We start from the raw sequence: 12,466 nt of genomic DNA on the forward strand, positions 1-12,466 counted from the left end.
CTGCGTGGGCGTCGGCACCATCGGCTGCACGGTCCGGAACCGGGGCTCCTGGGCGGCGGGCAGCCCCAGGAAGAAGTCCAGGCCGTAGGGGGCGCGGACGCGCTCCTCGTGCAGCTCCTGAATCGTCCGGCCGGTCGCCCGCCGCACGATCTCGCCGGTGAGCGCGCCGATGACCAGGGCGTGGTAACCGAAGGCCGTCCCAGGGCGCCAGAACGGCCGCTGGTCGGCCAGGCGCTCCGCGACCACCCGGTCGTCGGCCAGCTCCGCCGCCGTGAACCCGGTGTCGGTGCCCACCACCCCCGCCCGGTGCGCCAGCAGCTCGCGCAGCGTCAGCGAGCCCTTGCCCTCGGCGGCGAACTCCGGCCAGTAGTACGTCACCTTGCGGTCCAGCTCCAGCGTGCCGTCCTGCACGAGCAGCGCGACCACCAGGTACGCGGCCCCCTTGGTGGAGGAGTACGCCGCGTACAGCGCGCCCCGGTCGGCCCCCGCCCACAGGTCGACCACCGGCCGCCCGTGCACATACGCGCACAACTGGCCCTCGTAGTCGGGCCGCTGAGCCGCCACGAACGCGGCGAACTCCTCCCGCACCGGCTCGTAACCGTCGGCGACGGTGCCGTGGATCTCCTGGGTCTGGCTCATGCGCTCTCCTCGACCTGACCGCTGACCACTGGTGGGACTCCCGGGGATCGGTACGGCGGCCCGGGCACGTTCGACTCAACGCCCGCCGCGAACCGTGGCGCGAAACCCTCGGTAAAGTGTGACCATGCGTGATCTTGGGGTGGGTTTCGGTCATCTGCTGAAGGGCCAGCGCTGGATGGCCCGGCACGGCAGGTCGTACGGCTTCGGCCTGCTCCCCGGCCTGATCGCACTCGCCCTGTACGCGGCGGCCCTCACCTCGCTCGCCCTGTGGGGCGAGGACGCCGTCACCTGGGCCACGCCCTTCGCGGACGGCTGGGGCAGCCCCTGGGCCGGCCTCTTCCGCGGGTTCCTCACCGCCGTGCTGTTCGCCCTCGGCCTGCTGCTCGCCGTGATCACCTTCACCGCGGTCACCCTGTTGATCGGCCAGCCCTTCTACGAGAGCCTCTCCGAGCGGGTCGACCGGGACGTCTCCCCGGACGGCAGCGCGCCCGAGTCGGGGCTGCCGCTCTGGCGCGAACTGTGGATCTCCGCCCGCGACAGCCTCCGCGTCCTCGTGCGGGCCGCGGTGTGGGGCGTGCTGCTGTTCGCCCTCGGCTTCCTGCCGTTCATCGGGCAGACCGCCGTACCGGTGATCGGCTTCTTCGTGACCGGGTTCTTCCTCACCGAGGAGCTGACCGCGGTGGCCCTCCAGCGCCGGGGCGTGGAACTGCGCGAGCGGCTGGCCCTGCTGCGCTCGCGCAGGATGCTGGTCTGGGGCTTCGGCACCCCGCTCGCCGTGGCCTTCCTGGTGCCCTTCGTCGCCGTGTTCCTCATGCCGGGCGCGGTCGCGGGCGCCACCCTGCTCGCCCGCGACCTGCTGGGGGAGGAGAGCGGCGGCGAAGGGAGCTCCCAGGCGTCCGGCGGCGGGGCGGGCACCGCGGATCCCGACGCTCCGGAGGCCCGGGAACTCAACCCGTGAATCGGCTCAGGCGCCGGTGTGGACGGTGCAGTTCGCCTGGCGGGTGATCTGTCCGAGGGGGACGTCCAGCCCGGTGCCGGGATTGCCGCACGTCTGGTTCTGCCGGCCGTTCTGGGCGGCGTTGGTCTCCGGGCCCACCGCGTCGCCCGGACGGACCGAGGCCCGGCCGAAGTGCGTGTCGCCGGGACCGTGGGAGGAGTGCTGGGCGGCGGTGCAGGTGGTGCGCTTGCTGACGGTGCCCGCCACGCTGAGGGTCAGGGTGTCGGCGGAGTTGCCGCAGTAGAGGTTCTGCCGGCCGGACTGGGCGGTGTTGACCTGAGGGCCGACGTTGGTGCCCCCGACGGCCCGGGCGCCCTCGGGGTGGGCGCCATGGCGCCGGCCGCCGCCGGGGTGGCGCGGGTCGGTGACCACACAAGTGGTGTTCCAGTACACGTCCCCCGTCACGTTGACCGTGACGAGGTCGGCGGAGTTGCCGCAGTACAGGTTCTGTTCACCGGCCTGGGCGGCGTTGACCTGCGGGCCCACGCCGGAGCCCCCCTCGGCCCGGGCGCCGCCGTGACGGCCGCTCAGGTGGCGGGTGCGGCCGTCACGCTCGACACAGAAGCGGTCGTGGTGCACCGTTTCCCCGACATTGAGCCTGATGATCCGGGCGGAGTTGCCGCAGTCCAGGTTCTGCCGCCCCTCCTGGTCGATGTTCTGCTCGCCGTTCAACGGGAGGTCGTCGAGCACGTCGGCGAGCGCGGCACCGGCTCCGACCGAGGTCAGGGCCCCGGCGGCCAGCACCACGGCGACCGCCCTGCGGACCTTCTGCGCGCCTGCTCCAGGCGCCGCGTGGCGTCCTCGCTGTCCCATTGCCACCTCTCCTTGTCGAGTTGTCGGGCCGCTCCGTCCGGCCGCGGTACCAGCCCGCGCGCGTTCGGCGCCCTCAGTCATGGGGTAAACGCCCGGGTGGGCGAAAAGTGTTGGTCTGCGCATATGTGAGCGGCCCGCCCGAGGGAGGTTTCGGGCGGGCCGGATCCGGGGTCGCCGATCGGGGGCGCCATGGTGACGCCCCGGCCGAGGCGATTGCCGGAGGTCAGGACTCCTGGGAGCCGATGTTGACCGAACGGTCGACCGCCAGGCACTGGCTGTCGATGCGGGCGTCCGTGGCGGTGAGGCTCAGGTCGTTGCTGTTGCCGCAGGCGTTGTTCTGCCGGCCCTCCTGGGCGATGTTCTGCTGGAACAGTCCCGCCAGGCTGGAGCCGCCCTCCACCCTGGCGCCGCCGCCGACCCGCGTCGTTCCCTTGTTCACCGAATCGTCCACGGTCGCGCACGACGACCTGACGTGCGTGTCGGTGAGGGACACCCCGTCCAGGGCGTTGTGGTTGCCGCAGGCGTTGTTCTGCCGGCCCTCCTGCGCGATGTTCTGCTGGTTGGCGTCGGCCACGGCGGAACCGCCGTGGATACCGGCGCCGCCCCCGATCTCCTTGGTGCCCTCGTTCTCCGAGCGGTCCACGGTCGCGCAACGGAACTCCGCGCTGCCGCCGCTCAGCGTGAGATCGGTGATGTCGACCATGTTCGCGTTGTTGCACGCGTTGTTCTGGCGGCCTTCCTGCCCGATGTTCTGCTGGATCAGGGAAGCCGCGGAAGAACCGCCGTCGACGCGGGTTCCGCGTCCCTTGATCACGGCGTCCTTGGTCCGGGAGCCGTCCACGTTGACACACCTGCTGTCGACCCGGGCATCGCCGGCGTCGGGGGGCTCGGGGAAGAGGGAGTTGTCGCAGGCGTTGTTCTGCCGGCCCTCCTGCGCGATGTTCTGCTGGAACTCGGCGCCGTCGCCGCCCCGGACACGGGAGCCGCCGCCCCGCACCAGGACGTCCTTGCTGCTGGAGTGGTCCCTGTTGACGCACTCGCTGGTCAAGCGGCCACCCTCCACGTCGGGAAGGAAGAACACGCCGCTGTCGCAGGCGTTGTTCTGCCGGCCCTCCTGGGCGATGTTCTCCTCCTCGAAGCCGGTGCCGCTGCCGCTCTTGACGTGCGCCCCGCCTCCCTTGGTCAGAACACGCTCGTTGCCGGAGTCGTCCGCGTTGTCGCAGCGGCTGGTCGTGCGGCCACCGGTCAGGTCGAAGTCGGCGTCGTTGTTGGTGGCGCAGGCGTTGTTCTGCCGGCCCTCCTGCGCGATGTTGTTCTGGAACGGCCCGTCGAGACCGGAGGCGCCCACGGCGTCGGCGCCGCCGCTGCGGAACAGCGTGTACTTGTTCCGGGAGTGGTCCTTGTTGGAGCACTCGTCGCCCACCAGGCCGCCGGTCACCTCGAGGGTGAAGTCGATGGAGTCGGCGCAGGCGTTGTTCTGCCGGCCCTTCTGGGCGATGTTCTGCTGCTCGACACTCGTCACCCCGTCACCGCCAACGGCACGCGCGCCCTTGTACTTGACGCGCGTGAACTCGTTGTAGGAACCGTCCCCGTTCACACAGCGGCCCCGCAACTGCCCGGGGTCCAGCGAGATGTCGCCCGCGGTCGACAGATCACACGCGCTGTTCTGCCGGCCCTCCTGGGCCACGTTCTGCTGCGACAGATCACCTCCGGCGGAACCGCCGGTGGCGGTCGCGCCGCCCGGGCCGACCGCGAAGGCGACTCCTCCGACGTAGGACGTGAAACTGCCCATCGTCATGGCCATCAACGTGGCCGCTGCCAGTTTGCGCACTCCACCACTCCTTGTTCTGCGGGGGTTTGGGACAAGCACTCAACGAAGCCCCCGAATCGCGCGTCACGGACAGCGCCACCGTGGCCCCCGCATGGCCTAATGGCGGCAGAATGGGTTCTTATGGTCGTATTTTGCAGGGGGGTCTGAGTGCCGCCCTTGTCGGAGCGTGCTCCCGGGGAAGAGGGCATGTGCGCCGGTAGCGCTCAGGCGGGTGTGAAGGGTTCGTACGGGATCGTGGCGCGAGGCCCGATCGCCGACCGCGGCCCCATCACGGCGACTAACGTCTGGCTCGGGGCGAGCCCTCCCCGAGAGCAGCCCCGGCCCGGGACCTGACCCCGGGCCGGGGCTTGTCGCGTCGCGGGCGCGGGTGCCCGCGCCGGTGCGGGCGCGTCCTCAGCCCCGTACCGAGAAGCCGTACACCGTCTCCGAGCGGAACACCTCGCCCGGCCGCAGCTCGGTGGTCGGGAAGGCGGGCCGGTTGGGGGAGTCCGGGAAGTGCTGGGTCTCCAGGGCGACCGCGTCGCCGGGCGAGAAGGGCTCGCCGAGGTGATCGGCGGTGTAGAGCTGGAGGCCGGGCTCGGTCGTGGCCACCGTCAGGACCCGGCCCGACACCGGGTCGTGCAACTCGGCGACCTCCTCGGCCGCCCCGGTCACGCCCTTGTCGAGCACGAAGTTGTGGTCGTAGCCCGAGCCGGTCCCGCGGCCCTGCCGGAAGTCGAAGCGCGTGCCGGACACGTCCTCGAGGACCCCGGTCGGGATGAGGTCCGCGTCCACCGGGGTGTAGTGCGAGGCGGCCAGCCGCAGCTCGTGCCCGCCCGCGCTCCCCGACCCGCTCAGGTTCCAGTACGAGTGGTTGGTCAGGTTGATCACGGTCGGCGCGTCGGTGGTCGCCTCGTAGGCGATGCGCAGGGCGCCCGACTCCTCGAGACGGTAGGTCGCCGAGACCTCCAGCCGGCCCGGGAAGCCCTCCTCGCCGTGCGGGCTGACCCGTGTCAGCCGCACCCCGTGCTCGACGGGCGCGGCGTCCCACACCCGCTTGTCGAAGCCGCGGTCCCCGCCGTGCAGCGAGTTGCGCCCCTCGTTGCGCTCCAGGGCGTACGTCCGCCCGTCAAGCGGGAAGCGGCCCCCCGCGATCCGGTTGGCGTAACGCCCGATCAGCGCGCCGAGGAACGGCTCGGGGTGGGCGAGATAGCCGTCCAGGTCCGCGAAGCCCAGCACCACGTCCGCCGTGCGCCCCTCCCGGTCCGGCACCTCGGCCGACTGCACGATCCCGCCGTACGACAGCACACGCACCCGGACCCCACCGCGCTCCAGCGTCCAGCGGTGGACCGGCGTGCCGTCGGAAAGTGTGCCGAAAAGTTCGCTCATGTGGGAAACCCTAGGGGACACCCCCAGGCTCACGGGCTCTTCGCGGTCACCGTGCGGTAGGCGATCTCGGCGAGGCGGGCCTGGCCGTTGCGGCTCGGGTGGAACCAGTCCCAGTGGCTGAGCTGCTCGGTGCCGAACCGGTAGTCGAAGACCGCGTTGTGGTCGAAGCGGCAGCGGCGGTCCTTGGCGCACACCTGAGCCAGCACCTCGTTGTACGCCTCCACCCGCTTCTCCACCGTGTCGCGCCGCTCGACCGCCGACGGGTCCAGCGCGTCCGCGTCGCCCAGCATCGAGGGGCAGATGCCCAGCTTCCAGATCTGCTTGCCCAGCGGATTGCCCCGCCCCTGCGACCACAGCCGCTTCAGGTTCGGCACACTAGCGACGTACACCTGGGTCTTGGGCAGCGCCTGACGCAGCGTGTCCATCGCCTCCTGGAACTGCGCGCGGAAGTCCGCCACCGACGTCATCGCGCCCGTCGTCGCCCGGCAGGCGTCGTTGGCGCCCGCCATCACCGTCACCAACTGCGGCTTGCGCAGCACCGCCTGCGTGATCTGCCCGGTCAGATCGGCCATCCGGGCGCCCGTCACCGCGTAGTTCCAGCTGCGCTGCGCCGCTCCGGTCACCCCGAGCAGCCGTACCGCCAGGGAGTCCACGGCGGCGTCGCTGCCGGTCGCCCACGACACCTCCGGGCAGTCCGACAGCACCGCGCACGCGTCGAAGCCGCGGGTGATGGAGTCCCCGACCGCGGCGATCGAGTCCGGGCCGCGGTCCCACACCGGCGCCGCCGACGCGGACGGGCGCGCCGCTCTCGCGCCCGGGTCCCGCGCGCCCGACGCGCCGTCACCGGCGGCGTCGCAGCCCGCGACGGCCAGAACGGCCGCCGCCGCCACGGCACCGGCGGCCCGGTTGCGGTGACTTCGCTTCCGCATCCCCTGGTGATCCCCTCGGTCGTAGTGCGCGGTCGTGGTGCGGTACCCCCCTCCATGAGAACGCGCGGGAGTTCCCGCCCCCACTCGATGGCGCTCGTGGAACCCGTACAAGCGTCCTGCCGGGTGAACGGGAGGCGTTTCCTTACCCCGGGACGGACGGTACGTCACACTCCTTGCGCCGTCGCACGGTAGCCTCGCCATCAACGTGGCGGTCGCGCCACTTCCGTCCGCCCGCCCGCACCATGTACCGCTCTGCCCGGAGGTCCCGGTGACGACACGTGGAGTTCTGTACGTGCACTCCGCGCCGCGCGCGCTGTGCCCGCACGTCGAGTGGGCCGTCGCCGGGGTGCTCGGCACGCGCGTCGGCCTGGACTGGATCCGCCAGCCCGCCGCGCCCGGCACCTGGCGCTCGGAGTTCTCCTGGCAGGGCGAGGCCGGCACCGCCTCGAAGCTCGCCTCCGCGCTGCGCGGCTGGCACCTGCTGCGCTTCGAGGTCACCGCCGAGCCCAGCGCCGCCGCCGAGGGCGAGCGCTACAGCTGCACCCCCGACCTCGGCATCTTCCACGCCGTCACCGGCATCCACGGCGACATCCTCATCCCGGAGGACCGCCTGCGCGCCGCCCTGACCCGCTCCCAGCGCGACGAGACCGACCTGGAGGCGGAGATCGCCCGGCTCCTCGGCAAGCCCTGGGACGACGAGCTGGAGCCCTTCCGGTACGCCGGCGAGGGCGCCCCCGTCCGCTGGCTGCACCAGGTGGTCTGAGACCCGCCCGGAAACTCGTCCGGAAACTCATCCGGGAACACCGACGGCGCCGGCCCGGGCCCCAGGTGGGGTCCGGGCCGGCGCCGTGTGCGGAACTCGCGGAACTCAGATCGTACGGAAGGCCAGCACCACGTTGTGCCCGCCGAAGCCGAACGAGTCGTTGAGGGCCGCGATACGGCCGTCAACGGGCAGCTTGCGGGCCTCCCCGCGGACCACGTCCGCGTTCGCCTCGGCCTCGGGGTCGATGTTCTCCACGTTGATGGTCGGCGGGGCCACCCGGTGGTACAGGGCCAGCACGGTCGCCACCGACTCCACGCCGCCCGCGCCACCGAGCAGGTGACCCGTCATCGACTTGGTCGCGGAGACCGCCATGTGGTCGGCGTCGTCGCCGAAGACCTTGCGCAGCGCCTTCAGCTCCGCGATGTCACCGGCCGGCGTGGAGGTGGCGTGCGCGTTGACGTGCACGATCTCGGCCGGGTCCAGGTCGGTGCGCTCCAGCAGGTTCTGCAGCGCGTGCGAGATGCCGCGGCCCTCGGGCTCCGGCTGCACGATGTCGTGGGAGTCGGCCGAGATGCCCTGGCCGACCGCCTCCGCGTAGACGCGGGCGCCGCGCTTGGCGGCGTGCTCGGCGGACTCCAGCACGAGCACGCCGGCGCCCTCGCCGAGGACGAAGCCGTCCCGGTCGACGTCGTAGGGGCGCGAGGCGCCCTCGGGGTTCTCGTTGTTCTTCGACATCGCCATCATGTTGCCGAACGCGGCGATCGGCAGCGGGTGGATCGCCGCCTCCGTACCGCCGGCGACGACCACGTCGGCGCGGCCGGTGCGGATCATCTCGATGGCGTAGCCGATGGCCTCGGCGCCCGAGGCGCACGCGGAGACCGGCGTGTGCACGCCCGCACGGGCGCCCACGAGCAGGCCCACGTTGGCCGAGGGACCGTTCGGCATCAGCATGGGGACGGTGTGCGGGGAGACACGGCGTACGCCCTTGTCCTTCAGCACGTCGTACTGGTCCAGCAGGGTCGTCACACCGCCGATGCCGGAGGCGATGACCGCGCCGAGCCGGTCCGGGTCGATGGCGCCGTCCTCACCGGCCTTGGCGGTGAAACCGGCGTCCTTCCAGGCCTCCTGGGCGGCGATCAGCGCGAACTGCGCCGAGCGGTCCAGTCGGCGGGCCTGCGGCCGCGGGATGGTCTCGGTCGGCTCCACGGCGACCGGGGCCGCGATGCGGACGGCCTGCTCGGCCGCCCAGTCCTGCTCCAGGGGCTTCACGCCGGACTTGCCGGCGATCAGACCCTCCCAGGTAGAGGCTGCGTCGCCACCCAGCGGTGTGGTTGCGCCGATACCGGTGACGACCACGGTGCGATTGGTCGAGCTCACGGGAATTCTTTCTCCAACGGTTACGAGGAGGACCATCCCCGCCCGAGCGGGGAACGGCGCCACCGCCGGGTGGCGGGGCAGTCAGCCCAAGGCGGTGATCGGTGGATCAGCCCTGGTGCTTGAGGATGTAGTCGGTCGCGTCGCCGACCGTCTTGAGGTTCTTGACGTCCTCGTCGGGGATCTTGACGTCGAAGCGCTCTTCGGCGGCGACGACGACCTCGACCATGGACAGCGAGTCGACGTCCAGGTCGTCGGTGAAGGACTTGTCCAGCTGGACGTCCTCGACCGGGATCCCGGCGATCTCGTTCACGATCTCGGCGAGACCGGCGACGATCTCTTCCTGAGTGGCGGCCATGTCGGCGCTCCTTCGTTGGTGTTCCAGAGGGTGTGGCGCCCGCCGCGGCAGCGGCAGGTGTTGCGTTCCCGTACCGGAAGCATGATCCGGCACGGAGTGCCTAGGGGAGGGTAACGACCGTCGCGGCGTACACGAGACCCGCCCCGAAGCCGATGACGAGCGCGGTGTCGCCGCTCTTCGCCTCGCCGGTCGCCAGGAGCCGCTCCATCGCGAGCGGGATCGAGGCGGCCGAGGTGTTGCCGGTGGTGCGGATGTCACGGGCGACCGTGACGTGCTCCGGCAGTTTCAGCGTCTTCACCATCGAGTCGATGATCCGCACATTGGCCTGGTGCGGGATGAAGACGTCCAGGTCGTCCGGGCTGATCCCGGCCGCGTCCAGCGCCTGCTGCGCGACCTTCGCCATCTCGAACACGGCCCAGCGGAAGACCGCCTGGCCCTCCTGCGTGATCGCGGGGAACTTGACGTTGCCCGCGCTGTCCAGGGGCAGCTCCGAAAGGTCGCCGATCCGGAAGCGGTCCCACGGCACGGTCTGCTTGATCGTTTCGGCCTTGTCGCCCTCCGAACCCCACACCGTGGGGCCGATCGCCGGCTCCTGAGAGGGGCCGACCACGACCGCGCCGGCGCCGTCACCGAACAGGAAGGCCGTGGCCCGGTCCTCCAGGTCGGTCAGGTCGCTCAGCCGCTCCACGCCGATGACCAGCACGTACTCCGCCGAACCCTCGACGATCATGCCCTTGGCGAGGGTCAGTCCGTAGCCGAAGCCGGCACAGCCCGCCGAGATGTCGAAGGCGGCGGCCTTGTTCGTGCCCAGTCTGTCGGCGATCTCGGTCGCCACCGCAGGGGTCTGGCTGAAGTGCGACACCGTCGAGACGACGACCGCGCCGATCTGCTCGGCGTCGATCCCGGCGTCCGCGATCGCCTTGCCCGAGGCCTCCACGGACATCGCCGCCACGGTCTCCTCCGGCGACGCCCAGTGCCGGGTCTCGATGCCGGAGCGCGACCGGATCCACTCGTCGGACGAGTCGATCGTCTCGAGGATCACCTCGTTGGGCACCACCCGCGTGGGGCGGTAGCCGCCCACACCGAGGATGCGCGCGTACGGGGCGCCCTTGCTGGGCTTGATCTTCGACATGATCGTCGGCTCCTTCGGGCGTCAGGCGTTCGCGTGGTCGGCGATGAGCTCGCGGGCCGCGTCGAGGTCGTCGGGGGTCTTCAGCGCCAGCGTCTTCACACCGGGCAGCGCGCGCTTGGCGAGCCCGGTGAGCGTGCCGCCGGGGCACACCTCGAGGAGCGCGGTCACGCCGAGCTCCTTGAAGGTCTCCATGCACAGGTCCCAGCGGACCGGGTTGGCCACCTGGCCCACCAGCCGCTCGACGACCTCTGCGCCGCTGTGCACCGCCCGGCCGTCCTTGTTGGACACGTAGGTGACCTTCGGGTCGGACGGCTCCAGCGCCTTGGCGGCCTGGGCCAGCTTGTCGACCGCGGGGGCCATGTGGTGGGTGTGGAAGGCGCCGGCCACCTTCAGCGGCACCACCTTGCGCACACCCTCGGGCTTGTCCTCGATCAGCGCGGCGAGCTGCGCCATGGTGCCGGCGGCCACGATCTGGCCCGCGCCGTTGACGTTCGCCGGGGTCAGGCCCAGCTTGCGCAGGTGCTCGACGGACACCTCCGGGTCGCCGCCGAGCAGCGCCGACATGCCGGTCTCGGTGATCGCGGCGGCCTCGGCCATCGCCAGGCCGCGCCTGCGGACCAGGGTCAGCGCCGCGGTGTCGTCCAGCACGCCCGCGAAGGCGGCCGCGGTGATCTCACCCACGCTGTGGCCCGCCACGGCACCGGGTGCCACGTCACCGAGCGCCGACGCCGACAGGATCCCGGCGGCGACGAGCAGCGGCTGGGCCACGGCCGTGTCGCGGATCGCGTCCGCGTCGGCCTGCGTCCCGTAGTGGACGAGGTCCAGGCCGATGGCGTCCGACCAGGCGGCCACGCGGTCGGCGGCACCGGGCAGTTCGAGCCAGGGAGTCAGGAAGCCGGGCGTCTGGGCGCCCTGGCCGGGAGCGACGAGTACGAGCACTCTCACACTCTCTCTTGGGGACGGGCGCGGCCGCCCGTGGGGACAGGGACGAAGAACACGGAGGGGTTTTGTGGACCCCCGACAAAAGCCTAGGCCTGGGGATCTCCATCGGCCAGACGCCCCAGGATCAGCGCGATCCTCAGTGTGAACGCGGATCGTACATCGGACGGCGACCATCCGGTGACGTCAGTCACACGTCGGAGCCGGTAGCGCACGGTGTTCGGGTGAACGAAGAGCATCCTGGCCGCGCCTTCCAGACTGCTCGCCTGCTCCAGATAAACACTCAAGGTTTCCAGGAGCGCGGAGCCGGCCTCCTCCAGCGGTCTGTAGATCTCCTCTACCAACTGCTCCCGCGCGCCCGGATCACCGGCGATCGCGCGCTCCGGCAGCAGATCGTCCGCCAGCACCGGCCGCGGGGCGTCCTGCCAGGCGAAACACGCCTTCAGGCCGGCCGCGGCGGCCTGCGCGGAGCGGGTCGCGGCCAGCAGGTCCGGCACGATCGGCCCCGCCACCACCGGCCCGGCCGCGTACGGCCCGATCAGCGACTTGGCCACCGCCAGCGGGTTGTCGCTGCCGCCCGCGATCACCACCAGCCGGTCCCCGAGCACCCCGGTGAGCACCTGGAGCTTGGCGTGCCGGGCGGCACGCCGGATGGCCTCCACCGTCAACTCCGAGTCACCGTCGGGCGCGGTGCCGAGCACCACGCACACGTGCTCCGGTGAGTTCCAGCCGAGCGCCGCCGCCCGCGACACCGCGCCCTCGTCGGCCTCCCCGCTCAGCACGGCGTTCACCACCAGCGACTCCAGCCGCGCGTCCCAGGCACCGCGTGCCTCGGCGGCCTGGGCGTACACCTGCGCGGTGGCGAAGGCGATCTCCCGGGCGTACACCAGCAGCGCCTCGCGCAGCACGCCCTCGTCGCCCGGAGCCGCCACCTCGTCGATCGCGGACTCCATGACCTCGATCGTGGTGCGCACCATCTCCACGGTCTGCCGCAGCGTGATCGCCCGCGTCAGCTCGCGCGGCGCGGTCCCGAACACGTCGGTGGAGATCGCCTGCGGGGCGTCCGGGTGCCGGAACCACTCGGTGAAGGCGGCGATGCCCGCCTGGGCGACGAGCCCGATCCAGGAACGGTTCTCCGGTGGCATGGCCCGGTACCACGGCAGCGTCTCGTCCATCCGCGCGATGGCCTGGGCGGCCAGCGACCCGGAGGACTTCTCCAGCCGTTTCAGGGTCGCGGCGTGCGGATGAGCGGGCCGCGCGGCGGCTTCGGACGTGTGGGATTCGGGTTCGGGCACGGGACAAGACTGCCTTATCCGGACGCCA

General features: G+C 71.7%; 12 protein-coding genes. 2 read left to right on the plus strand and 10 right to left on the minus strand.

Going from position 1 to position 12,466, the window contains the following annotated elements; all coding sequences use genetic code 11:
• Window positions 1-639: serine hydrolase domain-containing protein (locus IE249_RS35755; RefSeq protein WP_229857151.1), on the minus strand; the 639-nt coding region annotated here is incomplete at its 3' end.
• A gap of 124 nt (window positions 640-763) precedes the next feature.
• On the opposite strand from IE249_RS35755, the gene IE249_RS00800 reads away from it, so the two are divergent.
• A complete protein-coding gene (locus tag IE249_RS00800; RefSeq protein ID WP_189702800.1) occupies window positions 764-1,597 on the plus strand; it encodes an EI24 domain-containing protein in 834 nt (277 codons plus the stop codon).
• 6 nt (window positions 1,598-1,603) lie between these two features.
• Here IE249_RS00800 and IE249_RS00805 read toward each other — a convergent pair whose 3' ends face one another.
• The 4 genes from IE249_RS00805 to IE249_RS00820 all read right to left on the minus strand — a co-directional run bounded on the left by IE249_RS00805 (window position 1,604) and on the right by IE249_RS00820 (window position 6,577).
• Window positions 1,604-2,449, minus strand: a complete 846-nt coding sequence (locus IE249_RS00805) for a hypothetical protein (RefSeq protein WP_189702801.1) — start codon at window positions 2,447-2,449, stop codon at window positions 1,604-1,606.
• Between the two features lie 223 nt (window positions 2,450-2,672).
• Window positions 2,673-4,280 (minus strand): hypothetical protein, encoded by a 1,608-nt coding sequence (locus IE249_RS00810; protein WP_189702802.1) that lies wholly within the window; start codon window positions 4,278-4,280, stop codon window positions 2,673-2,675.
• 393 nt (window positions 4,281-4,673) lie between these two features.
• Window positions 4,674-5,648, minus strand: a complete 975-nt coding sequence (locus IE249_RS00815; protein WP_189702803.1) for an aldose epimerase family protein — start codon at window positions 5,646-5,648, stop codon at window positions 4,674-4,676.
• A 29-nt stretch (window positions 5,649-5,677) separates the two neighbouring features.
• Window positions 5,678-6,577 carry an SGNH/GDSL hydrolase family protein gene (locus tag IE249_RS00820; RefSeq protein WP_189702804.1) on the minus strand — a complete coding sequence of 300 codons (900 nt, stop codon included), beginning with the start codon at window positions 6,575-6,577 and terminating at the stop codon, window positions 5,678-5,680.
• A gap of 268 nt (window positions 6,578-6,845) precedes the next feature.
• Between IE249_RS00820 and IE249_RS00825 the strand changes: the two genes are divergently transcribed.
• Complete coding sequence (locus IE249_RS00825) at window positions 6,846-7,340, plus strand: DUF3145 domain-containing protein (RefSeq protein WP_189702805.1); 495 nt, start codon at window positions 6,846-6,848, stop codon at window positions 7,338-7,340.
• A gap of 105 nt (window positions 7,341-7,445) precedes the next feature.
• Here the strand turns inward: IE249_RS00825 and fabF are convergent, their stop codons facing one another.
• From fabF to fasR, 5 genes are all read right to left on the minus strand, one after another.
• Window positions 7,446-8,717: a beta-ketoacyl-ACP synthase II gene (gene fabF, locus IE249_RS00830; RefSeq protein ID WP_189702806.1), complete on the minus strand. Its 1,272-nt coding sequence runs from the start codon at window positions 8,715-8,717 to the stop codon at window positions 7,446-7,448.
• Between the two features lie 106 nt (window positions 8,718-8,823).
• Window positions 8,824-9,072, minus strand: a complete 249-nt coding sequence (locus IE249_RS00835) for an acyl carrier protein (RefSeq protein WP_003989952.1) — start codon at window positions 9,070-9,072, stop codon at window positions 8,824-8,826.
• Window positions 9,073-9,172: 100 nt separating this feature from the next.
• Entirely contained in the window at window positions 9,173-10,204 is a 1,032-nt protein-coding gene (locus tag IE249_RS00840; protein ID WP_189702807.1) for a ketoacyl-ACP synthase III, read from the minus strand.
• 21 nt (window positions 10,205-10,225) lie between these two features.
• Window positions 10,226-11,143 carry an ACP S-malonyltransferase gene (locus IE249_RS00845; RefSeq protein WP_189702808.1) on the minus strand — a complete coding sequence of 306 codons (918 nt, stop codon included), beginning with the start codon at window positions 11,141-11,143 and terminating at the stop codon, window positions 10,226-10,228.
• 89 nt (window positions 11,144-11,232) lie between these two features.
• Entirely contained in the window at window positions 11,233-12,438 is a 1,206-nt protein-coding gene (fasR, locus tag IE249_RS00850) for a fatty acid biosynthesis transcriptional regulator FasR (RefSeq protein WP_189702809.1), read from the minus strand.
• Window positions 12,439-12,466: the final 28 nt, after the last annotated feature.

It is taken from the genome of Streptomyces anandii JCM 4720 (assembly GCF_014650655.1).
GTDB lineage: Bacteria > Actinomycetota > Actinomycetes > Streptomycetales > Streptomycetaceae > Streptomyces > Streptomyces anandii.

What these genes read in the sequence shown, in the direction of transcription:
- IE249_RS00800 (WP_189702800.1), top strand. Translation starts at nt 764, where the DNA reads ATGCGTGATCTTGGGGTGGGTTTCGGTCATCTGCTGAAGGGCCAGCGC.
- IE249_RS00805 (WP_189702801.1), bottom strand. Translation starts at nt 2,449, where the DNA reads ATGGGACAGCGAGGACGCCACGCGGCGCCTGGAGCAGGCGCGCAGAAG.
- IE249_RS00815 (WP_189702803.1), bottom strand. Translation starts at nt 5,648, where the DNA reads ATGAGCGAACTTTTCGGCACACTTTCCGACGGCACGCCGGTCCACCGC.
- IE249_RS00820 (WP_189702804.1), bottom strand. Translation starts at nt 6,577, where the DNA reads ATGCGGAAGCGAAGTCACCGCAACCGGGCCGCCGGTGCCGTGGCGGCG.
- IE249_RS00835 (WP_003989952.1), bottom strand. Translation starts at nt 9,072, where the DNA reads ATGGCCGCCACTCAGGAAGAGATCGTCGCCGGTCTCGCCGAGATCGTG.
- IE249_RS00840 (WP_189702807.1), bottom strand. Translation starts at nt 10,204, where the DNA reads ATGTCGAAGATCAAGCCCAGCAAGGGCGCCCCGTACGCGCGCATCCTC.